Source organism: Aurantiacibacter sp. D1-12 (genome assembly GCF_028858515.1).
Taxonomy (GTDB): domain Bacteria; phylum Pseudomonadota; class Alphaproteobacteria; order Sphingomonadales; family Sphingomonadaceae; genus Alteraurantiacibacter.
In genome coordinates this window covers 725,282-749,679 of sequence record NZ_JAPJZJ010000001.1, presented here as the reverse complement: position 1 = coordinate 749,679, position 24,398 = coordinate 725,282, and the positions used below count along the sequence as shown (strand labels likewise).

25 protein-coding genes are annotated in these 24,398 nt (G+C 59.7%); 12 read left to right on the top strand and 13 right to left on the bottom strand.

Features of this window, described 5'->3' with window-relative positions; all coding sequences use genetic code 11:
• Positions 1-115: 115 nt before the first annotated feature.
• The gene (locus tag OOZ52_RS03745; protein ID WP_274697135.1) at positions 116-859 is read left to right on the top strand and encodes a hypothetical protein; all 744 of its coding nucleotides are present in this window, start codon (positions 116-118) and stop codon (positions 857-859) included.
• Positions 832-1,380, top strand: coding sequence for an AHH domain-containing protein (locus OOZ52_RS03740; protein ID WP_342454929.1), 549 nt, complete (start codon positions 832-834; stop codon positions 1,378-1,380). Before OOZ52_RS03745 ends, OOZ52_RS03740 begins: the two co-directional genes overlap by 28 nt.
• Here the strand turns inward: OOZ52_RS03740 and OOZ52_RS03735 are convergent.
• The 9 genes from OOZ52_RS03735 to miaA form a co-directional block, all read right to left on the bottom strand.
• Positions 1,377-3,395 (bottom strand): PAS domain-containing hybrid sensor histidine kinase/response regulator, encoded by a 2,019-nt coding sequence (locus tag OOZ52_RS03735; RefSeq protein ID WP_274697133.1) that lies wholly within the window; start codon positions 3,393-3,395, stop codon positions 1,377-1,379. The two genes, OOZ52_RS03740 and OOZ52_RS03735, sit on opposite strands and share 4 nt — an antisense overlap.
• A gap of 83 nt (positions 3,396-3,478) precedes the next feature.
• Positions 3,479-5,176 (bottom strand): 2-isopropylmalate synthase, encoded by a 1,698-nt coding sequence (leuA, locus tag OOZ52_RS03730; RefSeq protein WP_274697132.1) that lies wholly within the window; start codon positions 5,174-5,176, stop codon positions 3,479-3,481.
• Between the two features lie 211 nt (positions 5,177-5,387).
• Complete coding sequence (locus OOZ52_RS03725) at positions 5,388-5,987, bottom strand: DUF4329 domain-containing protein (RefSeq protein WP_274697131.1); 600 nt, start codon at positions 5,985-5,987, stop codon at positions 5,388-5,390.
• Positions 5,984-6,337, bottom strand: coding sequence for a DUF2200 domain-containing protein (locus OOZ52_RS03720; RefSeq protein ID WP_274697130.1), 354 nt, complete (start codon positions 6,335-6,337; stop codon positions 5,984-5,986). Before OOZ52_RS03720 ends, OOZ52_RS03725 begins: the two co-directional genes overlap by 4 nt.
• Before the next feature lie 12 nt (positions 6,338-6,349).
• Positions 6,350-7,369 carry a ketol-acid reductoisomerase gene (gene ilvC / locus OOZ52_RS03715; protein ID WP_274697129.1) on the bottom strand — a complete coding sequence of 340 codons (1,020 nt, stop codon included), beginning with the start codon at positions 7,367-7,369 and terminating at the stop codon, positions 6,350-6,352.
• A gap of 24 nt (positions 7,370-7,393) precedes the next feature.
• Positions 7,394-7,792, bottom strand: coding sequence for a hypothetical protein (locus OOZ52_RS03710; protein WP_274697128.1), 399 nt, complete (start codon positions 7,790-7,792; stop codon positions 7,394-7,396).
• A gap of 5 nt (positions 7,793-7,797) precedes the next feature.
• The gene (gene ilvN, locus OOZ52_RS03705) at positions 7,798-8,313 is read right to left on the bottom strand and encodes an acetolactate synthase small subunit (protein ID WP_274697127.1); all 516 of its coding nucleotides are present in this window, start codon (positions 8,311-8,313) and stop codon (positions 7,798-7,800) included.
• Entirely contained in the window at positions 8,313-10,058 is a 1,746-nt protein-coding gene (ilvB, locus tag OOZ52_RS03700) for a biosynthetic-type acetolactate synthase large subunit (RefSeq protein ID WP_274697126.1), read from the bottom strand. The genes ilvN and ilvB overlap by 1 nt, the downstream gene beginning before the upstream one ends.
• A gap of 195 nt (positions 10,059-10,253) precedes the next feature.
• Positions 10,254-11,201, bottom strand: a complete 948-nt coding sequence (gene miaA / locus OOZ52_RS03695) for a tRNA (adenosine(37)-N6)-dimethylallyltransferase MiaA (protein ID WP_274697125.1) — start codon at positions 11,199-11,201, stop codon at positions 10,254-10,256.
• Between miaA and serB the strand changes: the two genes are divergently transcribed.
• Positions 11,164-12,075, top strand: coding sequence for a phosphoserine phosphatase SerB (gene serB, locus OOZ52_RS03690; RefSeq protein ID WP_446698104.1), 912 nt, complete (start codon positions 11,164-11,166; stop codon positions 12,073-12,075). The two genes, miaA and serB, sit on opposite strands and share 38 nt — an antisense overlap.
• Here the strand turns inward: serB and OOZ52_RS03685 are convergent.
• Genes OOZ52_RS03685 through OOZ52_RS03670 form a run of 4 tightly spaced genes read right to left on the bottom strand, consistent with a single transcriptional unit; the run spans position 12,072 to position 15,861 of the window.
• Positions 12,072-12,758 carry a nitroreductase family protein gene (locus OOZ52_RS03685; protein WP_274697124.1) on the bottom strand — a complete coding sequence of 229 codons (687 nt, stop codon included), beginning with the start codon at positions 12,756-12,758 and terminating at the stop codon, positions 12,072-12,074. The genes serB and OOZ52_RS03685 overlap by 4 nt on opposite strands.
• Positions 12,755-13,162 carry a DUF3052 family protein gene (locus OOZ52_RS03680; protein ID WP_274697123.1) on the bottom strand — a complete coding sequence of 136 codons (408 nt, stop codon included), beginning with the start codon at positions 13,160-13,162 and terminating at the stop codon, positions 12,755-12,757. Before OOZ52_RS03680 ends, OOZ52_RS03685 begins: the two co-directional genes overlap by 4 nt.
• Entirely contained in the window at positions 13,162-15,399 is a 2,238-nt protein-coding gene (purL, locus tag OOZ52_RS03675; RefSeq protein WP_274697122.1) for a phosphoribosylformylglycinamidine synthase subunit PurL, read from the bottom strand. The genes OOZ52_RS03680 and purL overlap by 1 nt, the downstream gene beginning before the upstream one ends.
• Positions 15,400-15,459: 60 nt before the next feature.
• Positions 15,460-15,861 (bottom strand): DUF2177 family protein, encoded by a 402-nt coding sequence (locus OOZ52_RS03670; protein WP_274697121.1) that lies wholly within the window; start codon positions 15,859-15,861, stop codon positions 15,460-15,462.
• Positions 15,862-15,923: 62 nt separating this feature from the next.
• On the opposite strand from OOZ52_RS03670, the gene OOZ52_RS03665 reads away from it, so the two are divergent.
• From OOZ52_RS03665 to OOZ52_RS03625, 9 genes are all read left to right on the top strand, one after another.
• Positions 15,924-16,172 carry an exodeoxyribonuclease VII small subunit gene (locus tag OOZ52_RS03665; RefSeq protein ID WP_274697120.1) on the top strand — a complete coding sequence of 83 codons (249 nt, stop codon included), beginning with the start codon at positions 15,924-15,926 and terminating at the stop codon, positions 16,170-16,172.
• 6 nt (positions 16,173-16,178) lie between these two features.
• Entirely contained in the window at positions 16,179-17,093 is a 915-nt protein-coding gene (locus OOZ52_RS03660) for a polyprenyl synthetase family protein (protein WP_274697119.1), read from the top strand.
• Positions 17,093-17,605, top strand: coding sequence for a pantetheine-phosphate adenylyltransferase (gene coaD, locus OOZ52_RS03655; RefSeq protein WP_274697118.1), 513 nt, complete (start codon positions 17,093-17,095; stop codon positions 17,603-17,605). Before OOZ52_RS03660 ends, coaD begins: the two co-directional genes overlap by 1 nt.
• Before the next feature lie 101 nt (positions 17,606-17,706).
• Positions 17,707-18,390 (top strand): peptidylprolyl isomerase, encoded by a 684-nt coding sequence (locus OOZ52_RS03650; RefSeq protein WP_274697117.1) that lies wholly within the window; start codon positions 17,707-17,709, stop codon positions 18,388-18,390.
• 34 nt (positions 18,391-18,424) lie between these two features.
• Positions 18,425-19,453 carry a tRNA preQ1(34) S-adenosylmethionine ribosyltransferase-isomerase QueA gene (gene queA / locus OOZ52_RS03645; protein WP_274697116.1) on the top strand — a complete coding sequence of 343 codons (1,029 nt, stop codon included), beginning with the start codon at positions 18,425-18,427 and terminating at the stop codon, positions 19,451-19,453.
• 131 nt (positions 19,454-19,584) lie between these two features.
• Positions 19,585-20,142, top strand: coding sequence for an outer membrane beta-barrel protein (locus OOZ52_RS03640; protein WP_274697115.1), 558 nt, complete (start codon positions 19,585-19,587; stop codon positions 20,140-20,142).
• Between the two features lie 103 nt (positions 20,143-20,245).
• A complete protein-coding gene (locus tag OOZ52_RS03635; protein ID WP_274697114.1) occupies positions 20,246-21,199 on the top strand; it encodes a DUF481 domain-containing protein in 954 nt (317 codons plus the stop codon).
• A complete protein-coding gene (gene tgt / locus OOZ52_RS03630; protein ID WP_274697113.1) occupies positions 21,189-22,331 on the top strand; it encodes a tRNA guanosine(34) transglycosylase Tgt in 1,143 nt (380 codons plus the stop codon). The genes OOZ52_RS03635 and tgt overlap by 11 nt, the downstream gene beginning before the upstream one ends.
• A 31-nt stretch (positions 22,332-22,362) precedes the next feature.
• Positions 22,363-24,342, top strand: a complete 1,980-nt coding sequence (locus tag OOZ52_RS03625) for an alpha/beta hydrolase family protein (RefSeq protein ID WP_274697112.1) — start codon at positions 22,363-22,365, stop codon at positions 24,340-24,342.
• Positions 24,343-24,398 lie beyond the last annotated feature (56 nt).

The window sequence follows — 24,398 nt, the reverse complement described above, 5'->3', positions numbered from 1 at the left end:
GTGAGATAGGGCCGTCGCTAGGACTCGACGCGCCTGTGCTATATTGTCAGTAATTCAGAACGATCTCGGGGGATGTTCAATAGCGAGCGCGCAGCGCCTTGATACCAATAGGCTTGTGGCAACCGCATCATTGCTGTTCGCAGCGGGCGATCGCCCTTGCGCCGCTGATATCCGCAAGCTTGCCGAAAGCGATGGCAATTTCTCGATCAGCATTGATCCTTCGCTAGACGGAAATGCTGATGAAGGGTGGGTCGAGATTCTCGCCAACGGTTTGACATTTGATCTGACCGGACTTGCCCCATTTGCCGGAAGTGAACCACCTCCGGTTGCCTATCATTACGGTTTGCAATCGGACTTCGATCAGCTTGATCTGGAAGCGATTACCCTCGTACCGGGACCGCATTTGCTTGCCGGAGGCACCATGTTTCCGGTCGTGCGCGGGCTAGCCCTCCTGTCAGCTCAACTGGCCTCGCTTGCGAGCGTAAGAGGTATAGCCTGGCACGCTGCCCGTGCGGCCAGCCACCCGCAATACTTCCAACGTGGAGTTATGGGCTGGATCGAGGGCGGAGCTTTCCCCGGCCTCGGCCTAACGGCACTTGCCACCAAGCAAGACGGGAGCATGCAAAGCGAAGGGCTGATGCTGTTTACCGGGCAGGAATTACTGATCCCGGCCAGTATTGCGGATAACGAGGCTGAGGGAGCAAAGGTCGCTCTTCGCCTGCTCAACTGGCTTGTCGAGCACGGGCGAATCGAGCAAAGTGTCACGTTTACAGGGCCTTCGGGTGAACCGATTCAGCTTGAACCTGTGGAAAACTCAGGCATCCTGCGCGTGTGGGGGGGAACACACCAGGGGACCTAGCCAGACCGGCTGGAGGCGACGTGCGCGCGGGGCTGCCATTCAGGGCAGTCAATCGCCGCGGAACTCCCGCACATGACGCAGGGATGCAGCGCCATCATTTGCTGCCGCGCCAGATCATGAAGGTCCGATGCTTCGCGACAATGTTCGATCAGATCGGCAGGCTCGCGATCGGCTTCGAGGATTTTCGTGCCAACGGCCTGCTGCTGCCATCGATTGCGAAATCTGCATTACGGACAGGTCTGCCGCTGCATTGCGGGCCGCACCGTCAATATAACGAACTGGTCCAGGAGCGTGTAGGCTGCATTGAACGCCGATGGGCGTGCCAATGCCCCAGCGATGCTTCGCACGCACGGGTTGAGGCGCTGATGCGGCTGCGGCTCCTGCAGCGGGCGCTGCGCAAGCGGCTGATGCAGCGCGAAAACCGTTCTCTATTTCTCAACAGGAAGGATCCATTTCGCGCCGGTGTCGATTTTGCCGAGCTGGACGCCATGGTAGAAGCGCTCTGGTCGGCAACCGCCTAGGCGGCTTTCTCGAAATGGGGCCATTCGCGTTTGATTGCCTTGACGCATTCGTCTGGCCGGTCGTTTGCCTTGAGCCAGTGTTCGAGCCTGCGTGAAGCCTCTCCCAGCTCGGGCTCTCCGAAATTGGCCGCGACGCCGGCCAGTTTGTGCAGTTCTGCGGCAAGGCGTTGCCAATCGATATCCGCAGGCGTTGCGGAAAGGCTCTGCTTCAGATCTGCAACGATCGAATCACGGCGTGTGCGATACCGCTCTTCCAGAGCAGCCATCGCGGCAGGAGGAGTGGTGACAAGATCTGCCACTTTACCTTCGTTTGCCGCAATTGGGCTGAACTCGCCGATGCCCGATCCAGGCGAAAGCCAGCGGGTCAACTCGCGCGCCAGCGCAACCGTGGTAACGGGCTTGCCGAGGTGCGATTGCATTCCGGCTTTCTGACACGCAGCCACATCATCGGGATAGCAATTTGCCGTCAGCGCGATGATGGGCAGGGCGGCGGCGTCAAATCCCAGGGCGCGCAGGCGGCGGGTCGCTTCGAGTCCATCCACATCGGGCATTTGCATATCCATCAGCACCGCATCGAAGGGAGTGTTGTCCTGATCCGCCTCGATCACCGCGTTCACAGCCTGCTCGCCGTCTTCCACCAGCTTGACGTCCAGCTTGAGTGCTTGTGCCATGGCCAGAACCAGCTGCTGGTTGATCGCATGGTCCTCTGCAATCAGTATCCGCGCGCCTTCAAGCTTGAAGGCAACTTCGCTTTCGCTCGGGGCGTGATCTGCAGGAGGTGGCAGCACTTCCTTGACCGGTTCGAGTGGCAGTCTGACTGTGAACTGGGTGCCCACGCCCCGCTTTGAATGCACCGTAATATGGCCGCCCATCATGGTGACCAGCTGGCTGCAGATCGCTAGGCCAAGCCCGGTTCCACCGTATCGGCGGGCCACCGATCCATCTTCTTGCATGAACGGTGTGAAGATGGCTTCCAGCCGGTCTTCATCGATCCCGATCCCGGTATCGATTACTGCCAGCAGCAATGATTGCCCGTCGCTGGAGTTTTCGACGCGCGCTTCGACATCGATGCCGCCCGCCTCGGTGAACTTGACCGCGTTACCGATGAGGTTGAGGATGACCTGGTGGACGCGCAGCTTGTCTAAAAGCAGCAGTGGCGGCACCGCGTCATCGATCCACATTCCCAGTGACAGCCCCTTCGCGCGCGCCATCGGTTCGACCAGCTTGGTGCAATGCTTCAGTTTGTGCCGCAGGTCGGTTGGCTCCATGGCGATCTGTAGCTGGCCGGACTCGATCCGCGAGTGGTCGAGGATGTCATTCAGCAATTGCATCATTGCATGGCCGCTCTCGGCGATGAGCTGGACCTGCGCTTTCTGGTGCTCATTCAGGTCGCTTTCTAGCAGCAATTCGGTGAAGCCGATCACGCCGTTCATCGGGGTGCGGATTTCGTGGCTCATATTGGTTAGGAAGGTGGATTTGCTCTGCGCCTCGTGTTCGGCACGCTCTCGCGCGGCGAGCAGCTCAGCCTCAAGGTCCTTTGATCGCTGGATATCGATATTGATCCCGACATAGCCGACCAGCGTGCCATCATCGTCATATTCGGGAGCGCCGAGCCCCTTTACCCAGACCGATGTGCCATCCGGTTGAACCCAGCGCCATTCGTCTTCGAAGTGCTCATGCGTCGCCACGCTCTTCATCAGATTGGCAAAGACGCGGTTCTTGTCGCCTGGATGCAGGGCGTCCGCCCAGCCTGTGCCCTGCCATCTTTCCTTGCCGAAAATGCCGGTGGCTTCTTCCCAATTGCGGTTGACGAAAAGGCAATTGCCGGACGGATCGGTACGCCAGATGCCCGCGGGGGCTACCTGTGTAAGTGTGACGAAGCTCAGCGCGTCCTGTTCATCTTCGCTCTGCTCGGAGCGGAGACGGCGGTTGAGCCATGCCAGCACCGCGACGATGGCGATGGCCAGTGCGGCCAGAAGATACCCGAACATAGGTCCATCCATCAGATAGGTCATGGACCGGATGCCTACATACTGTTCGATAGCATTGGCCGACCAGGGCCCTCCGCTTGCGTGCGTATTGGGCTTGTAGGAAAGCGTTAAAGACGCGGTGTTCCTGGCCCATGCGATGCTGCATTGGCTGCGCTGAGCAAAGCGCGCACGCTGGCGGTTGCCACGTCTTCGTCCACGCCGACACCCCAGCCGGAGCGACCATCGGGCGTTGACCACTCGATATAGGCCGCTGCGTTCGCATCCACGCCCGAGTCGAGCGCGTGCTCGGAGTAGTCGGTCACTTCAAGGTCAACGTCGAACCCCTCGCGTAGCGTCGCAAGCACTGAGGAGATGAGGCCTTTGCCTCGCCCGGAAACGCGCTGCGCCTCTCCGTCCACCTCCACTGTGCCGGTGAAGATCCGTGTCCCGTCCGAAGCACGACTTTCTTCATAATCGACCAATGCAAAGCGGCGTTTGTCGACTTGCAAGTAGTAGGTCTGGCGGAAGCATTCCCAGATATCGGCAGCGCCCAGCTCGCGGCCCTGATCATCGGCCGTAAACTGCACATGCTTGGAGAAGTGAGCCTGCAGGCGTTTGGGAAGCTTGAGACCCTGATCCTGCTGCAGCACCCAGGCAAAGCCGCCTTTGCCGCTTTGCGAATTGACGCGGATCACTGCTTCGTAATCGCGACCGAGATCGGCGGGGTCGATGGGCAGGTAGGGCACGCGCCATTCGTTGTGGTTCTGCGCTTCGTGCGCCTCGAACCCCTTTTTGATCGCATCCTGGTGGCTGCCGGAGAAGGCGGTGTAGACCAATTCTCCGCCGTAGGGGTGCCGCTGGTGAACGGGCAATTCGTTGCAGTATTCCACCGTTTCGATGACGCTGTCGATGTCGGAGAAGTCGAGCCCCGGATCGACACCTTGCGTATACATATTGAGCGCGACGGTCACGAGGCAGCAGTTGCCTGTTCGCTCTCCGTTGCCGAACAGGCATCCTTCCACGCGGTCTGCGCCCGCCATCATGCCGAGCTCAGCGGCGGCTACTCCGGTTCCGCGGTCATTATGTGTGTGGAGGCTGATCACCGCCGCATTGCGGTTCGAAAGATTGCGGCAAAAGTACTCGATCTGGTCGGCGTAGATGTTGGGCGTGGCCGCCTCGACCGTCGCAGGCAGGTTGAGGATGATCGGACGATCCGGTGTGGGGCCGACGATCTGCATCACTGCTTCGCAAACCTCCAGACTGAAATCGAGCTCTGCGGTCGAGAAGGTCTCGGGCGAGTACTGGAAGTGCCAGTCGGTGCCAGGGCGCTTTTCCGCTTCGTCCACCAGCAATTGCGCGCCTCTGACCGCTATGTTCTTCACATCTTCCCGACTCATGCGGAACACGATGTCACGCCATGCCGGGCTGACGGCGTTGTAAAGGTGGACAATTGCCGAGTGTGCACCTTCGAGGCTTTCGAAGCTGCGCTTGATCAGATCCTCACGCGATTGGGTGAGCACCTGCACCACCACGTCGTCGGGCACCTTGTCCGAATTTACCAGCCAGCTGATGAAGTCGAACTCGGTTTCACCTGCGGCAGGGAAGCCGACTTCGATCTCCTTGAGGCCGCATTTCACCAGCAGATCGAAGAAGCGGGTCTTCTTCGCGCGGTCCATCGGGTCGATGATCGACTGGTTGCCATCGCGCAGGTCGGTGGAAAGCCAGCGCGGCGGCGCAGTGATGGTGCGCGTGGGCCACTGGCGATCGGGCAGATCGACTTGCGGAAACGGGCGGTACTTGGCGCTGGGATCACTCAGCATGGGCATAGGATGTGGCTTTCTTCGACTTGCCAGATTGGGGAATGGAGAGACCCTTAGGCGGGTGCCTGCTCTGGGGCAGGATAAACGGCGCGCCTAAGGGCGCGTAAGTCGAAGCAGAATAAGGCGTGTGCCTGTGTTCATGGGATGTGGTGCTATCGGCATTCGCAAGCCCCGTCCACCCGCGAATGTGGTTTCTTTTGGAACCATGAATTGATGTTCAGCAGGATGGCAAAAGACTGCCAAACCGCGCCCGCAGGCTCGCCAGCGTATAGCTCTCCTCTGGAGCTGCTCCATTACACGGCCGATAGCGCGGATCGCTGGGCAGGCATCCCTCTCCGCACACCTGTGTCGCTGTCCCAGTCTCCGCATCGATATGCCAGAACCGCCCGCCTGGAGTGGAGACAAAACCGTCCATCCCGCTTGCCATGTCACTCTCGATATCGAGAGTGGAAGGCACCTCGCTGTCGTAGTCGGTATTGAAGCCAGCATGGGTGTGATAGGTCGCGAGCGGGTAAAGCGTGCGTACGTCGAAATAGGTGATGTCGCAGCTTTCATGATCGCCCACGATCACCGTCCGGCTAACGATTTCGCCATCAGCGTTCTCCGCCAGCAATCCGCAATACTCGGTGTCTTCGGCAAAGCTCTGTTGTTGCAGATTGCTGAGCTGTTCGCGTGCGGCCTGCTGCACCTGAGCATCTGTGGCCGTACGCTCGTAAATCTCGTTACCGAGGTTCTCGCTGGACTGGCGTAGGACAATGCCCGCCCACAATGCAGCGCACAGGACCAGAACAGCAATGGTGACGCGACCTTCATTCATTCCGGCTTGCGCAGAATGCTCTCCATCTTCTTGCCCCGCGCCAGCTCATCGACGACCTTGTCCATGTAGCGCAGCTCGCGCATCAGCGGGTCTTCCACTTCTTCCACGCGTACGCCGCAGACCACACCTTTGATCAGCGTGCGGTCCGGATTGAGTGGGGCTTCCTCGATAAAGGTGCGGCAATCGATTTTCTTGTCGATCTGGCTGTCCAGCTGCTCTTGCGAATAGCCAGTCACCCAGCGCAGCACCTTGTCGAGATCGTCTTTGGTGCGGCCCTTCTTTTCGACCTTGTTGACGTAGTGTGGGTAGATGCTGGCAAAGCTCATCGAAAAGACTTTGTGCTCTGCCATCGGATTACCCCTTTAGTTCTTTTCCTTGTCCACCAGCTTGTTGGCGGTGATCCATGGCATCATAGCACGCAGCTGCGCGCCCGTCTTCTCGATGGGATGTTCGGCCTGGCGTTTGCGCGCCGCCTTCATTTCGGGATTGCCGATGGCGTTATCGAGCATGAAGCGCTGCACGAACTTGCCGCGCTGGATATCGTCCAGCACGCGTTTCATTTCCGCCTTGGTTTCATCGGTGATAACGCGAGGGCCGGTGTGATAGTCGCCATACTCGGCGGTGTTGCTGATCGAATAGCGCATGTTGGCGATGCCGCCTTCGTACAGCAGATCGACGATCAGCTTGGTTTCATGCAGGCACTCGAAATAGGCCATTTCGGGTGCGTAACCGGCTTCCACCAGCGTTTCGAAACCGGCCATGATCAGGTGGCTGATGCCACCGCAAAGGACGGCCTGCTCGCCGAACAGATCGGTCTCGCATTCTTCCCTGAAGTTGGTCTCGATAATACCGCTGCGGCCGCCGCCCATACCGCTGGCATAGGCAAGCGCGATGTCATGCGCGTTGCCGCTTTTGTCCTGATGGATGGCGATCAGGCATGGAACGCCCGCTCCGCGCAGGTATTCACTGCGCACAGTGTGGCCGGGGCCCTTCGGAGCAATCATGATGACGTCGATATCGTCGGTCGGCTCGATCAGGCCGAAATGAATGTTGAGGCCATGGGCGAACGCAATTGCCGCGCCCGGCTTCATATTGCCTTTCAGGTCATCCGCCCAGATTTGCGCCTGCGTCTCATCAGGCGCAAGGATCATGAGGATATCGGCAACCTTGGCCGCTTCGCTGTTGGACAGGACTTCGAAGCCAGCAGCTTCGGCCTTTTTCGCCGTCGCAGAGCCTTCACGCAGAGCAATGCGAACGTCCTTCACCCCGCTATCACGCAGGTTCTGGGCATGGGCATGGCCCTGGCTGCCATAGCCGAGCACGACAATCGTCTTGTCGGCAATGAGATCGAAGTCGCAGTCGGCGTCGTAATAGGCTTTCATGATATTCCCTGTCTTGATCTGTCGTCAGGTCGTTGTCGAAGTTGTTACGTAATAGGCGAGAAGGATGAGAACGCCCGCCAGTGTGATGAGCGGTGCGCCGATAAACTGGCCGCGCGACCAGATCGCGCTGATCAGGCCTGCCGCGAGATGAGTCGCGCCGATGCCCAGCAGAAGCATTGGAATGTCGATATCGCCATAGGCCATCAGTACCAGAACGGCAGCGACGAGGACCCAGATCACAGTTGTCCAATGCCAGGCAAAGCGGAACACTGCGCGAGCGAGCGGGCTGTTCATCAGCGGCGCGTCAATCGCGAGTGCCGGGATAATGAGCCGCCGCTCGCCAACGACTGAGTGAATTCCGGCTGTGATTACACAAATGGCCGCTGCCCACAGCAGCATGAATGTCGGGTTGAGGTATTCCACGTGAACTAAGCTCCTTCAGCTCCGCGCATCATCCCGACGACGCCGGACCGGCCTACTTCGACAAGACCTAGCCCGCGCATCAGCGCGATGAAGCTATCGATCTTGTCTGTGGCACCTGTCAGCTCGAACACAAAGCTTTCTGTGGTGGTGTCCACCACATTGGCGCGGAAAACGTCGGCTATGCGAAGAGCTTCGACGCGATGGTCGCCGGTGCCGTGTACCTTCACCAGCGCCAGTTCGCGTTCCACGTGCGGGCCTTCATCGGTCAGGTCGGTGACGCGGTGAACAGGCACCAGCCGCTCGAGCTGCGCCATGATCTGGTCGATTACCTGTGGCGGACCGTTGGTGACAACGGTAATGCGGCTGATCGCGTGATCTTCGCTGATATCGGCCACGGTCAGGCTGTCGATATTGTATCCGCGCGCGGTGAACAGGCCGGTGATCTTGGCGAGGATGCCCGGCTCGTTGTCTACGGTGACGGTGAGCACATGGCGCTCTGCTGCGCGATGTTCGATTTTCATTACACCAAGGCCTTTGCTTCGTCTTCCATCGTGCCTTCGACCATGTCGCCGTAGAGCAGCATTTCGGTGTGCGCCGCGCCGCTGGGGATCATCGGGAAGCAGTTAGCCTCTTTCGCCACGCGGCAATCGACGATCACCGGGCCGTCATGGTCGAGCATCGCCTCGATGCCAGCATCGAGCCCCGCTTCCTCGGTGATCTGGACGCCCTTCCAGCCATAGGCTTCGGCGAGCCGTACGAAATCGGGCAGGCTATCCGAATAGGAGTTCGAGTAGCGGCTTTCATAGGTCAGCTCCTGCCATTGGCGGACCATGCCCATGTATTCGTTGTTGAGGATGAACACCTTCACCGGCAGGCGATACTGGCTCGCGGTGCCGAGCTCCTGAATGTTCATCTGGATGCTCGCTTCACCGGCAATATCGATCACCAGCGCATCGGGATTGCCGATCTGCGCGCCGATAGCGGCGGGCAGCCCGTAGCCCATCGTGCCGAGGCCGCCGCTGGTGAGCCATTTGTTGGGTGCGTTGAACCCGAAATATTGTGCCGCCCACATCTGATGCTGGCCGACTTCGGTGGTGATGATCGGATCGCGATCCCTGGTGAGCGCGAACAGCCGCTCCACAGCGAGCTGCGGCATGATGGCATTACCGCCGTCGCTCGCGCGGGGTGGGTAGGCGAGGCTGTCACGTGCACGCCAACCGGTGATGCGTGCTTTCCATTCGCCCAGATCGCGCGATTTGCGTGTGCCCCAGCATTCGAGCATCTGCTCCAGCACTGCGGCGCAATCACCGACGATGCCTAGCTCCACAGGGACGATCTTGTTGATGCTCGCACGGTCGATATCGATGTGGATCTTCTTGCTGTGCGGCGAAAAGGCATCAAGGCGGCCGGTCACCCGGTCATCGAAACGCGCGCCCACGCAGACCATCACATCGCACTGGTTCATCGCCATATTGGCTTCATAGGTGCCATGCATACCCAGCATCCCGAGCCAGTCAGGATGGTCGGCGGGGAAGGCGCCCAGGCCCATCAGGGTGGAGGTGAGCGGCGCCCCGGTACGGTCCTGCAATTGTCGGAGTAGCTCGCTAGCACGCGGCCCGGCATTGATCACACCGCCGCCGGTGTAGAACACGAGGCGTTCTGCGGAAGCGATCATCTCGACCGCTTCGGCGATTTCGTCCGCTGCGCCCACGGTGTGCGGCACATAGCGCTTGCGACGTTCCTTTGGCTTGTCCGAAGCCGTGGCGACCTGCACGTTCTTGGGAATGTCGATAACCACCGGGCCGGGTCGGCCCGATGTAGCAATTTCGAAAGCTTCCTCGATAGTTGCAACAAGGTCTTCAGGATCTTTGACAAGGTAATTGTGCTTCGAGCAATGTCGGGTGAGGCCAACGGTGTCGGCTTCCTGGAAAGCATCTGTGCCGATCAGGTTGGTCGCTACCTGCCCGGTAATCACGACCATCGGGATGGAATCGAGGAAAGCATCGGCAATCCCGGTAATCGCATTGGTCGCGCCCGGGCCGGAGGTCACCAGCACTACACCGGGCCTTCCGGTTGAACGTGCATAACCCTCTGCTGCATGGGCCGCGCCGGCTTCGTGCCGCACAAGAATGTGGCGAATACGCTCGTCACCGAAAAGCTCGTCGTAAATCGGCAGGACCGCGCCGCCGGGATAGCCGAACACGTGTTCGACCCCTTGCCTGACCAGGCAGTCTACCAACAGGGCGGCTCCGGAGCGCTGCGCCAATGTCTTTCTCCTACGCAATAAAAAAGGCCCGATGCGGGGTGCATCAGGCCGATCGGAAGTGGTCACATGAAGACTACCCTATCAGCCTGCGCTCTCCGCAAGAATGACGACGATAAGGGCAATCATGGTTTCGGGTCCTGTTCGAATGCTGCATCGCAGCGCATATCGCCCGTCTATGGACAGGTTTTGCGCGTGTCAACAGCCTTGGCGGAATAAAATTTCAAAAATGTCATCAATCACGATATTTTCCGGTTTCTCGCGCAACCAGTCTTGCGGAGGTTGGTTGCGGAACCAGGTGTACTGACGCTTGGCGTAGTTGCGCGTAGACTGGGCTCCGCGCTCGATCGCTTCCTCACGCGACCATTCGCCGCGCAGCCATCCGGCAATCTCTAGAACGCCAATGGCGCGCATGACCGGCAGCTCGGAAGACAGACCACGCGCCAGCAGCGCCTCGACCTCTTCGACAGCGCCCTGATCGAGCATCGCCGCGAACCGTGTGTCACAGCGCTCATACAGTGCCTCCCTGTCAGGAAGCAGGATCAGCGGGGCGAGATCTACCTGGTCGCCAATGCCGCCGCTCTTGTGTTCTTGCCACGAGCCCAGCGTACGCCCCGTGGAGCGAACCACCTCCAGAGCACGGGCAATGCGCTGGCTGTCGCTGGGGTGGAGCATGTCGGCTCGCTCTGGATCAGCATCCTGCAGGGCGGAGTAGGCATCATCGGTTGAAAGCGCGCGCACTTCGCGGCGCACGTCTGGATCAATGGGGGGGATCGGCGCAATCCCGTCGAGCAGAGTCGACATGTACATGCCCGTGCCGCCGACGAGGATCGGCACCGCTCCGCCTTCATGCGCCGCGGCAATCTCCTCCTTCGCCGCCGCTGCCCAATCTGCCGCCGAACATGGCTCCGCCCCGTCCCATGTTCCAAACAGGCTATGGGGTACACCCTGCATCTCTTCCTCGTCCGGGCGAGCCGAGAGCACCTGCAGATCAGCGTAGACCTGCGCGCTGTCCGCGTTAATCACGACCGCGCTCTTGCCGCGCTCCTCCAGCGCTTTTGCCAGCTTCACCGCGCAATCGCTCTTGCCGCTGGCGGTCGGCCCTGCAATGAGCGCGAGCGGATCAGGAGTATTTCTCATTCTCATTACCCGGCTGATAGCAGACCCCGCCACACTGGAAACCCGGCTCGATACGATGACCGCAGAGCTGGCCAACACATCGGTACCGGTGGCGCATGCGGCGATACTCGACTTTTGCGGGGACGTGCTGCAGGTCGAATCGCCGGGAGATGACAGGGCTGTACTTCGGGAGGCTCTCGACAAGCATTTTTCCGAGTGTGATGCGATCATCTCCAGCGCGCCTATAGAAGTGCCCAAGCTGTTCGTATCCGACATGGATTCGACCATGATCGGGCAGGAATGCATCGACGAACTCGCTGATTTTGCCGGACTGAAGGACAAGGTTGCCGACATTACCGAGCGGGCCATGCAGGGCGAACTCGATTTTGAAAGCGCGCTGACCGAGCGTGTCGGCCTGCTCACTGGGCTTGAGGAAAGCGCCATCACGCGCTGCCTCGAAGAACGCATCACGTCCACGCCGGGGGCACGCACTCTGGTGCAAACGCTCAAGTCACGCGGCTGCAAGACTGTGCTGGTGACCGGGGGATTCCATCACTTTGCGGACGTTGTTGCCAAACAGCTCGGGTTTGACCGGGTGGTCGGCAATCGCCTGGAGGTCACAAATAGCGCACTGACAGGTCGCCTCGACGGCCCGATTGTCGATAGCGCCACCAAGAAGGCGGTGTTGCTCGAAGAACTGGCTGCGCTGGGCGAGAGTGCTGTCAGCATGTCTGCAGGAGACGGGGCGAACGACATTCCTATGCTGCAGGCATCAAGCTATGGCATTGCCTACCGCGCAAAGCCCAAGGCGCGCGCCGCAAGCAACGGCTGGATTGATCGCGGAGATCTGACGAGCCTGCTCAAGCTGCTGGAAATTCCCGAGATGGACTGGGTGGCCTAAAGCCAACTCGCAATTTGGCTCAACGGCTTCTTCTTGATCGCGTGATCGGGCACGGTCGCGTTCTCGCCCGGAAGGCCGGCCACAACTATCATCAGCGGCTTTTCGTTCTTCGGGCGGCCACACAGGTCGCGCAGGAATCCCATGGGTGATGGAGTGTGCGTCAGTGTCGCGAGACCGGCCGAATGCAGCGCGGAAATCAGCATGCCACAGGCGATGCCGACACTTTCGTTGACGTAGTAGTTCTGCGTCTTGCCGTCTTCCTCGATCCCGCCGGTGCGCTGCGCAAAGCAGACGATCAACCACGGTGCGGATTCGAGAAAAGGCTTGTGCGCATCTGTCCCGATGGGGGCGAGGGCATCCAGCCATTCATCCGATGCTTTGGGCTTGTCACCGTCCTCACCATAGAAGCGGCGTTCTTCTTCCTCGGCTGCCTCGCGGATTGCCTTCTTCTTTTCCGGAGAAGAGATGACGGCGAAATGCCACGGCTGGTGGTTGGCCCCGTTGGGCGCGGTGCCCGCTGCCAATATCGCTTTTTCGATCACTTCGCGCGGAACGGGTGTATCGGAGAAATCACGGCAGGAATGGCGCGTTTTGAGGTGCTCGTAGGCTTCGCTGGCGCGCGCGACACGCTCTTCGTCCGAAAGCTCGGGCAAAGGCGGGAAGGGGTGGTGCTTCTCGGTCAACGTAGTTCCTTTCGAATGACCAGTTTCAGGCCTGACCACACATCGTCTACTGCGCAGACCTTGGTATCGACAAGACCCAGCGGCAAAGCGATCTCGCGGATTGTATCCTCGGTCACTTCGCTTTCAACGCCGGAAGATTTCTTGGGCCAGCTGACCCAGATCTGCCCGGCTGGCGCAATGGTGTGACGCAGCTTTGCGAGCAAGTCCGCCAGCCGCGCCCGTTCGGTTACAAAGATGTGCGCTCCGTCGACCTCGTTATCAGGCCCTTCGACACCGATAAGGTCGAGCGCATATTCACCGATCTCGTCCGCCACGCTTTCCGGCATGCCATCGAACCACACGCGCATGCCGTCGCGCAGGTTCAGCTTCTTGGCGAGCGGAGTGGCGGAGTATCCGGCGGGCATCAGCCCTCCATCCAGTCCCTGAAGAAACTGCGATGTGCCTCGCGCATGTCTTCAACTGACTTGCCGAACAACGTGTCGCCGCCCGTCGTGCCGATGCGGGTGAAGCCGACAGCAGCGGTCTCGTCATTCTCGGTGCCCTTGGCGAGCGCCTCGTTGAACGCCTGCGTATCGGGCACGGTGATGACATAGCGGCCCTGGTCTTCGCCGAACCACCATTGCGCGTCGGTATAGTCGGAATGGCCTTCGTGCATATCGGCACCAATGCCGCCAGCCATCGCCATTTCGGCGAGAGCCACGGCGAGGCCGCCATCGGAAACGTCATGCACGGCGCTCACCAGACCGTCAGAAATCAGTTCAAGCACGATGCGGCCTGCTGCTTTCTCAAGGGTCAGGTCAACAGGTGGTGCGCGGCCTTCGTCGCGGCCATGCACTTCCTTCAGCCACAGCGACTTTCCGAGATGCGACCGTTCCGGGTCTGCCGTTGCCCAAGCTTCGGGCGCGATCAGGTAGATCGCTTCGCCTTCGGCCTTGAACGGCATTGTCATCATCGTGTCATAGTCATCGATGATGCCGACACCACCGATGGCGGGGGTAGGCAGGATCGCAGAGCCGCCGCCGGTCGCCTTGCTTTCGTTGTAAAGCGAGACATTGCCCGACACGATCGGGAAATCGAGATACTTGCACGCCTTGCCCATGCCTTCGAGGGCGTGGACGAATTGTGCCATAATCTCTGGCCGCTGCGGGTTGGCGAAGTTGAGGCAATTGGTCACCGCAAGAGGACGCGCGCCCACTGCGCACAGGTTGCGATAGGCCTCGGCAATTGCCTGTTTGCCGCCTTCGTAGGGGTTGGCGTGGACATAGCGTGGGGTGCAGTCAGTGCTGATGGCTAGCGCCTTCTTCGTGCCGTGGACGCGGACAACGCCGGCATCGCCACCCGTCTGCAGCGTATCGGCACCGACCTGACTGTCATACTGCTCTGAAATCCACCCGCGAGAGGCGAGATTGGGGCTGGCGAGCAGTTTGAGGAGATCGCCGCCGATGTCGCTCGTGTCAGGGCGATCCGTCATCGGCGCGATGCCGGCCCATGCGATGTAATCGTCCATCGAGAGGTAGGGGCGATCATACTCGGGCGCGTCTGCCGCAAGCGGACCGAGCGGAATGTCGCACACGACTTCGCCGCCGAATTCGAGCACCATATGCTGCGTATCGGTGACTTCGCCGATGACTGCGAAATCAAGCTCCCACTTCTCGAAGATGGCCTGCGCCATGGCTTCCTTGCCGGGCTTCAGGACCATGAGCATCCGCTCCTGGCTTTCGCTCAACATCATTTCGTAGGGCGTCATGCCCACTTCGCGGCACGGAACCTTGTCCATGTCGAGGCGAATGCCCGCCTTGCCGTTGGTCGCCATTTCGACGCTGGAGCTGGTGAGACCCGCTGCGCCCATGTCCTGAATCGCGACGATGGCATCGGTCGCCATCAGCTCGAGGCAGGCTTCGATCAGCAGCTTTTCGGTGAAGGGGTCGCCAACCTGCACCGTGGGGCGCTTGGCGTCGGCGTCTTCCTCGAAATCGGCAGAGGCCATGGTCGCGCCGTGAATCCCGTCGCGCCCGGTCTTGGAGCCGACATAGACGATGGGGTTTCCGACGCCCGTTGCCGCCGAGTAGAAGATCTTGTCCGCGTCCGCGACACCCACGGTCATCGCATTGACGAGGATGTTGCCGTCGTAGGCCGGGTGGAAATTGGTCTCGCCGCACACGGTTGGCACGCCCACGCAGTTGCCGTAGCCACCGATGCCTGCAACCACGCCTTTGACGAGGTGCTGCATCTTCGGATGCTCGGGGCGGCCAAAGCGCAGTGCATTGGCATTCGCCACCGGGCGCGCACCCATTGTGAAGACATCGCGCAGGATGCCGCCAACGCCCGTTGCTGCGCCCTGGTATGGCTCGATGTAGCTCGGGTGGTTATGGCTCTCCATCTTGAAGATGGCAGCCTGCCCGTCACCAATGTCGATAACACCAGCATTCTCGCCCGGGCCGCAAATCACCCACGGTGCCTCGGTCGGCAGTTTCTTCAGGTGCAGGCGGCTCGATTTGTAGGAGCAATGCTCTGACCACATGACCGAGAAGATGCCCAGTTCCACAAGATTCGGCTCGCGGCCAAGACCGGCGAGCACGCGCTCATATTCTTCGGGGCTGAGACCGTGCTGCTCGACGACTTCGGGAGTGATTTCTGACATGCGCCGCCCTTTAGCGGGGAGGGGGTTTCGCCGCTAGTCCTGACAGGCGTAATTTCCCCCTTAAGATGTGAATTTCAGCACTACCCAACATGAGACTGCCGAAGCGATACCGGTTGCAAAGGTGCCCCAGGCGATATCGGCAATGGAAATATGCGTTGCCCAAGTCTTCATTACCGCCTGGCTGGTGAGGTCGAAAGTGGCATAGCAAAGCCCGCCCACCAGTGCGCCGTTAATAAGCGCCTGCATCACATTGCCGCTCTCGATGCCAGGGCGAACACCGAAATAGACCATACCGGCAATGTAGATGGCGTAGAAGGCAAGGGCAGGGCCCATGCGGAAGCTGTCTGCCAGTATCTCGCCAATCACCGGGCGGTAGAGGTTTGGTCCGGCCCAGCGCAGCCAGAAGCTGTCGAGAATTCCGAAGGCCACAGCGGCGGCGACATAGGCAATAATCCACTTCATTGGCATCTCCTGTACGTGTGCCAGCTTGACCCTGTGCTCTGGCAGCGTCAATGGTTGCGCGCATGGCAGAACAGGCCCCCGATATCGCAAATATGAGCTTCGAGGACGCGCTGCGCGCGCTTGAAGATGTCGTTCGTAAGCTGGAAAGCGGCGAGGCCAAGCTGGACGAAAGTATAGATCTGTACGAGCGCGGTGAGAAATTGCGCCAGCATTGCCAGGCGCGCCTGGATGCAGCGCAGGAGCGGATCGAGAAGATCGTTGCCGGACCTGACGGCGCCGCCAAGGGCACGCAGCCCTTTGACGCAGGCTGATCCGCCATGGGTCTGAAACTCGCCGGTGATTCAATTCTCTCGCAAGGCTTACAGAGGATCCAGCGCGAGATTGACGACGCCTTCGACAGCTTGCTGCCGGTGCCGGATGACAATTCCGCGCGATTGGTGGAAGCGATGCGTTACGCCGCGATTGGTGGCGGCAAGCGGGTTCGCCCCATGCTCGTTGCGACAGTGGCGGAGATGTACGGCGCCAGCCGAGCGTCGGCGGTCTATGCCGGGTGCGCGCTGGAGGCGATCCACGTCTACTCGCTGATCCACGATGATCTGCCGTGCATGGATGATGACGACATGCGCCACGGCAAGCCCACGCTGCACAAGGAGTTTTCGGAGGCGATTGCTGTGCTCGCGGGGGATTCGCTGCACGATTTGGCGTTCGAAATCCTTGGCGGACACAAGGTTAGCGAAGACCCGTTCGTTCGTGCAGAACTTGTCTACACGCTTGCCAGTGCCAGCGGACACAAAGGCATGGCGGGCGGGCAGATGATGGATATCGCTGCCGAAACGGCTGGCAGGGATTTTGACCTGCACACCATCACCCGCCTGCAACAACTGAAGACCGGCGCGCTGTTGGGCGCCGCAGTGGAAATGGGCGCGATCATCGGCAAGGTTCCGGAAGAAGGCCGCGCGCACCTTCGCGCCTATGCCCGCGATATCGGCCTCGCGTTCCAAATTGCCGACGATCTGCTCGATGAAGAAGGCGACGAGGAAAAGGCCGGTAAAGCGCTGCGCAAGGATGCTGATATGGGCAAGGCGACTTTTGTAAGTCTGATGGGTGTGGACGATGCCCGCGCGCAGGCCCATGCTTTGGCGGAGCAGGCGATCGGGCATTTGGCGCAGCACGGCAGCGAGGCGGATCTGCTTCGCGCATTGGCGAGGTTTATCGTGGAGCGGGACAGGTAATGACCCAACGCATCGGCATATATCCAGGCACCTTCGACCCCGTAACGCTCGGGCACGCCGACATCATTCGGCGCGGGGCGAAGCTGGTCGACAAGCTCATAATTGGCGTCACCACCAATCCCAGCAAAAATCCGATGTTCACGCCGGATGAGCGGATGGAGATGATGCGCGGCGAAATTGCGCGGTTGGGCCTCGATAATGTCGAGATCCAGGGTTTCGATGCTCTGTTGATGAAGTTTGCCAAGCATGTTGGCGCGGGTGTCATCATCCGCGGGCTGCGCGCCGTGGCGGACTTTGAGTACGAATACCAGATGGCGGGTATGAACCAGCAGCTCGATGCCTCGATCGAGACGGTGTTTCTGATGGCGGACATTTCGCTCCAGCCCATTGCCAGCAAGTTGGTGAAGGAAATCGCTATCTACGGTGGAGATATTGCCCCGTTTGTCGCGCCGCAGGTCAAGGCACTGGTCGAGGCGCGTGTGGCCGAAATCGGCCGCAAGGGCGACTACTGAGGCCCGGCCAGTCCACCGTCAGGCCCCACATGTTCATTGAACTGTCAGCCCTGCCTCTCTAAACCGCTGCCAACTCAGAAATTCAATCCGGACGGACCAACATGTTTCGCAAATTCGCGCTGGCGACTGCCGCCGCAGCATTCTTCACCGCAACGCCTGCATTGGCTCAGGAGCAGGACCTTCAGCCTGCTGTGACCAACACCGAAAATGCCAACGCGGAGGCGAGCGAGTTTCCGCTGCGTGCCAATTTCGACATGACGCAGGATCGCGAGAACATCCTGTTGCTGGATCTGTCGACCGGAGAGCGCATTGCCATCCGTCTGGTCCCGCAGTGGGCGCCCAACCATGTCGAACGAATCAAGATGCTGACGAGGCAGGGTTTCTACAACGGCGTGCCGTTCCACCGCGTGATCGACGGTTTCATGGCGCAGACTGGGCGGGGCGAATCCGGGCTTCCCGATCTGGAAAACGAGTTCAATTTCCTGCCGCACGTCCGTGGATCGGTATCGGCAGCCCGCCTGCCGGATGACAATGACAGTGCGAACAGCCAGTTCTTTATCGTCTTCTATCCGACCTTTGCTCTGGATCGTCAGTACACGAACTTTGGTCGCGTGATTTCCAACATGCCGGCCGTCGATGCGATTGCGCGTGGCGAGCCGCCTGCAAACCCGACGATGATCCTCCAAGCATCGATTGCGGCGGACAATGTCCCGCAGATGATGTCGGCGCAGGAGGAAGTCGAAGAAGAGGAAATCACGCTCGACATGCTCAACGGGGAGCTTTGAGAGCTGACGGTCCGGTGGAGGGGCGCCACCACCCATGAAAGTTGAGCTGTTCGATTTTGACCTGCCGCAAGAGCTGATCGCCTTGCGACCTGTGCGCCCGCGCGATTCAGCGCGAATGCTCGTGGCACGCGGTGATACACCCTTCGAAGATCGCGGCGTGCGTGACCTGCCGCAACTGCTGGAGCCGGGCGATGTGCTCGTCTTCAACGATACACGCGTTATCCCTGCGCAGCTCGAAGGGCAGCGCGGAGAGGCGAAGATTGGCGCGACTCTGCACAAGCGCATCGACTTGCGACGCTGGCAGGCGTTTATCCGCAATGCCAAGCGAGTGCGCGAAGGTGATCAGATTACCTTTGGCGGCGGAGTTACCGCCATTGCCGAAGCGCGTCATCACGATGGGGCGTTCACGCTTGCCTTTGAAGGGTCTGAACCGGTTGAAGTGCTGCTCGACAGGGCCGGGACCATGCCTCTGCCTCCTTACATTGCAGGCAAGCGAGCGACCGACGAACAGGACGCTCAAGACTACCAGACCATGTTTGCCGAGGAGGATGGCGCAGTCGCAGCTCCTACTGCGGCATTGCACTTCACTCCGGAATTGATCGCGGCACTGGATGATCGCGGCATCGGGCGTGAGACCATTACTCTGCACGTTGGCGCAGGTACTTTCCTGCCGGTAAAGGCAGACGATACCGACGATCACCGGATGCACAGCGAATGGGGTCGTATTACCGCCGATGTTGCCGGGCGGCTGAATGCAGCGCGCGCTGATGGCGGGCGTGTGATCGCGGTGGGGACAACCAGCCTGCGCACACTGGAAAGCGCGACTGACGAGCATGGTATCATCCGTCCCTTCGCAGCGGACACCGACATCTTCATCACACCAGGCTACCGCTTCCGCGCGGTAGACGGGCTGATGACCAACTTCCACCTTCCCAAGAGCACGCTGATGATGCTGGTGAGCGCGCTTATGGGGAGAGAGCAGATGATGGCGGTCTATGCGCATGCCATCGCGCAGAAATACCGCTTTTATAGTTACGGCGATTCCAGCTTGCTGATCCCGTAATCATGGTCATTCGTCGACCTGTGGGAACGTTTAATCGACCTGAAAAAACTGTTCAGAATCAGGCAAGAATAACAGGCGCATTGGGCATCTCGTCCGACTTTCCGGGCAAGTAACATTGCAGGATAAGCAATATGAAAAAGACCATTCTTCTGGCTGCTGTTGCAGCTATCGCGGTTCCCTCCGCCGCGCAGGCGCAGGAGGCCGAAGTCTTCGTCGGCGTGTCCGGCGGTTATCACGATCTCGCTGTTGACGGCGAAGTCGAAGATGCCTTCCCCGGCGTTGAAATCAATGACGGCAGCCTCATTTTCGGTGGTTTTGCCGGTGTCGATGCGCCGCTGGGTGAGCAGCTGTTCATCGGTGCGGAAGCCAACTTCCACCTCGGCACCGATGCCGTGGATAGTGAATATGGCGCTTCGGCCCGTTTCGGTATCCGCGATGCCGGTGGCGCGAAGTATTACGTTCGCGGCGGCTATCAGGAGGTCAATCTCGACTTCGTGAACATCATCGAAATCCCCGGCACGACCCTGACCGATGACGATTTTGACGGTATCGACGATACGGCTGGCGATTGGCTGGTCGGTGCCGGTGCCGAATTCCCGATCGGTGAATCGACCTTCCTGCGCGTGAACCTCGATACGATCGGTTTCGATTCCGCACGTGCCACGGCCGGTTTTGGCCTTCGCTTCTAAGCGGATCGCAAACACGTAATAAGGGGCCGGTTCCGCCGTGTGCGGGGCCGGCCCTTTGCTTTTGGGGTGGCGAACGGTGGTACGAGACGCTAGCGGAACGCGCATGAGAAACGCATGCCTGTTTGCTGCACCGCTTTTTCTTCTGGCTTCACCTGCAATCGCGCAGGATGCACCGATGCCAGAGGCTGCGCGTGCGATAATCAATGCCGCGATTGCCGATGGCGATGCCGACGATGTGGAAGCGGTGGTCTATGCCGCGCGCACGGCATTTCCTGACAGCGCGACGCAGATCGATACCGTGTGGAGCGAGTATCAGGCCCAGCAGGCCGCGCTCGCCGCGGAGCAGGCTGCGGCTGCGGAGGCGGAAATTCGCCAAGCCGGACTGTTCGATAACTGGAGCGGGCAGGGCCAGATCGGCGGTTTTCAGGCGTCTGGCAATAGTGACGAAATCGGCATTTCCGCAGCACTGGAACTCAACCGCGAAGGGATCGACTGGGAACACCGTCTGCGTGCTTCAGCCGACTATCGCCGTACAGATGGTGTTACCAGCCGTGAACAGTTTCTCGCCCGCTATGAACCGCGTTACCAGATCAATGAGCGCCTATTCGCATTTGGCCTGGCGCAATACGAACGCAATACGCGGCAGGGCTTCTCCGGACGTTATGCGGTTTCGGGCGGACTTGGTTACAAGCTGATCGATACTGACACTATGGATCTGTCCATTAAGGCCGGCCCTGCATACAGGGTGACCGAATTTGTCGACGGTACCAGCACCAGCCGACTGGCGGGTCTGTTCGGGCTCGATTTCGACTGGCAGCTGAGCGACTCAATCAAGTTGACGCAGGATGCGAACTCGACCGTGGAAACCGGTAGTGAGGCGCTTCTGATCGTCGACAGCACCAACACCAGTCTTTCCGCGATTACCGGCGTGGAGGCCGGTATCAGCGACAGCCTGACGGCCCGACTCGCCTGGGCCATCGAATATGACAGCAATCCGCCTGCCGGTTCTGTCAGCACCGATACCATCACGCGCTTCACGCTGATCTATGGCTTCTGACAAACCACGTTTCCGCTTCACGGTAGAGGCCACCGATGGCCGGGCGCGCACCGGCCAGATCAAAATGCGTCGCGGCACGATCCGGACGCCTGCGTTCATGCCCGTCGGCACCGCTGCGACGGTGAAGGCGATGAAGGTCGAGGATGTGCGCGCGACGGGCGCAGATATCATTCTCGGCAACACCTATCACCTGATGCTACGACCCGGCGCAGAGCGCGTCGCCAAGCTGGGCGGTCTGCACGATTTCATGCGTTGGAACCGTCCGATCCTGACAGATAGCGGCGGCTATCAGGTGATGAGCCTGTCAGAGCTGCGCAAGCTGACCGAGAAGGGCGTGGAGTTCCGCAGCCATATCGATGGCTCGAAGCATATGCTCACGCCCGAACGTAGCATGGAGATCCAGCGGCTGCTCGGCTCCGACATCGTGATGGCCTTCGACGAGTGCCCGCGCGCGGACCGTCCGCTCAAAGAGATCGAGGAAAGCATGGAGCTTTCCATGCGCTGGGCGCAGCGGAGCCGTGACGGGTTTGACAGCGGACAGGAGCACGCATCCCGCTCTGCACTGTTCGGCATCATGCAGGGTGCGCTCGATAAAGAGCTGCGCGGCCGCTCGGCAGAGGCACTGCGCGCTATCGGGTTTGATGGCTACGCGATTGGTGGCCTTGCTGTGGGGGAAGGGCAGGAAGCCATGTTTGGCGTGCTCGACTATGCACCTGGAATGCTGCCCGAGGATGCTCCGCGATACCTGATGGGAGTGGGCAAGCCTGATGACCTTGTCGGCGCGGTCGAGCGCGGGGTCGATATGTTTGACTGTGTCTTACCGACGCGATCCGGGCGTAACGGGCAGGCTTTCACATGGACCGGCGCAGTCAATCTGCGCAATGCCGCGCACAAGGAAGATACTGGGCCACTCGATCCCAAGTGTCCATGCCCGACCTGTACCAGCTATTCACGGGCCTATCTCCACCATCTGCACAAGTCGGGCGAGATCCTCGGCGCCATGCTGGTGACCGAGCACAATCTTAGTTTCTATCAGCAGTTGATGGGAGCGATGCGTGATGCGATTGCCGAGGGACGCTTTGCCGCCTTTGCGAAGGAACTTCGCGCCAGCTACCTTGATTCGAAGGGTTAGCGCATTAATCTGAGTCCCAAAGGGGACTTGTATGACTTTCAAGGCTTTGCTCGCCACAGTTGCTGTTTCGGCAATGGCGGTTTCGAGTGCTGCGGTTGCGCAGGAAATGAGTGCTGAAGAGCTGGCTGGACGTTTCGGCGCGAGGCCATCCGTTCTGGATATCAGTCTGTCGCCGTCTGGAGACCAGATTGCCTACATCACATCGAACAACGGCACCGCCGAGGTTCTCTATGTGATTAACCTCAACGGTCCGGCAGAGCCGCAAGCGCTCACAAGCCTGGGTGAGCCCGATGCCGAGCTGACGGGTTGTGACTGGGCAAATGATAGTTGGCTGGTGTGTGAGATCGTTGGGTTCACTCGCGCCGATGGCAGTGTTCCCATCTACTACAATCGCATGATCTCGGTGCCGACATCCGAAGAAGACGATCCGCGTTTGCTAACGTCGCGTCGTTCGACGAGAGCCTATGGTTCGATGCAGGATGGTGGATCGGTCGTGGCGCTGGATGTTCCTGGTGAGGAAAACCGGATCCTGATGACCCGCGAGTTCCTTGCCGAGGACACTCGTGGAACACGTCTCGCCAATACGGAGACTGGGCTGGGCGTCGAAATGGTCGATGTCAGTCGCAATCGTCGTCGCACGGTCGAAGACCCGGATGAGTATGCCTCACGGTACATTGCAGACGACAACGGGGAGATTCGACTTAAGGTTCGCAGTCCACGAGACGTGAATGGCCGCCTGACCGGCGAACGTGAGTATTTCTATCGCGAGTCGGGAGGTAACCGTTGGAACTCCTTCGATGGTAACCTCTCCGCATTTCGCCCGGTGGCCGTGGATGCGGCGAGTAACGTAGCCTATGGCTTCCAAGATCGTGACGGGTTCACTGCCCTCTACCGTGCTCCGCTATCCGAAGGTTCCAGCGCTGAACTAGTGTTGGCGAGAAGTGATGTGGATGTTGACGGTCTTATTCGGGTTGGTCGCCAGCGCCGGGTTGTCGGTGTGACTTACGCGACTGAGAAGCGTCAGATCGAATATCTTGATGCAGAATTTGCCCAACTTGCCGAACAACTCCAAAACGCGCTTCCGGGGCGGCCGCTTATCAACATTGTGGATGCCTCGGCTGACGAGCGGACCCTGCTCATCGTTGCTTCGAGCGATGTTGATCCCGGTATGACCTATCTGCTGGAGCTCGATACGATGTCGATGTCTCCGCTACTTCCGGTGCGTGACCATGTCGCAGAATTGCCTATGGCGCAGATGCAGCCAATCACCTTTCCTGCGGCGGACGGGACCGAAATTCCCGGCTACCTGACGATGCCGAACGGTGCCGAGGGGCCAATCGGTGCAATCGTCATGCCGCATGGCGGGCCTGGTGCGCGCGATGAATGGGGATTTGACTGGATGGTCCAATTCTTCGCTGCGCGTGGATATGCGGTTCTGCAGCCGAACTTCAGAGGTTCGACCGGTTACGGTGAAGCATGGTTTGGTCGCAATGGATTCCAGGAATGGCAAACAGCGATTGGTGATGTGAATGACGCCGGGCGCTGGTTGATCTCAGAGGGTATTGCTGATCCCGAACGTCTTGGCATCGTTGGGTGGTCCTATGGCGGCTATGCTGCGCTGCAATCCCAAGTGCTTGATGCAAGCTTGTACAAGGCCGTGGTCGGCATCGCTCCGGTGACCGATCTTGAATTGCTTACAGAGCAATGGCGTGACTACACGAACTATCAAGTTATGCGTCGCTTCATCGGGAGTGGCCCGCATATTGATGAAGGGAGCCCGGCCGAGAATGCTGATCGGTTCCAGGCCCCTGTGTTGCTGTTCCACGGGACCGACGACGTCAATGTTGGTCATGAACAGTCACGCCGGATGGAAAGCCGTCTGGAAAATGTTGGCGCGGACGTGACCTATGTCGAATACGATGGCTTCGATCACTACCTCGATCACGGACAAGTGCGTGGGAATATGCTGCTGCAGATTGACACCTTCCTTGGCGAGCATCTAGGCGAATAGTTCCACTGGAAACGAACAGGGTTCTCCCACTTGCCAAAAGCTCCGGACAATTGCGC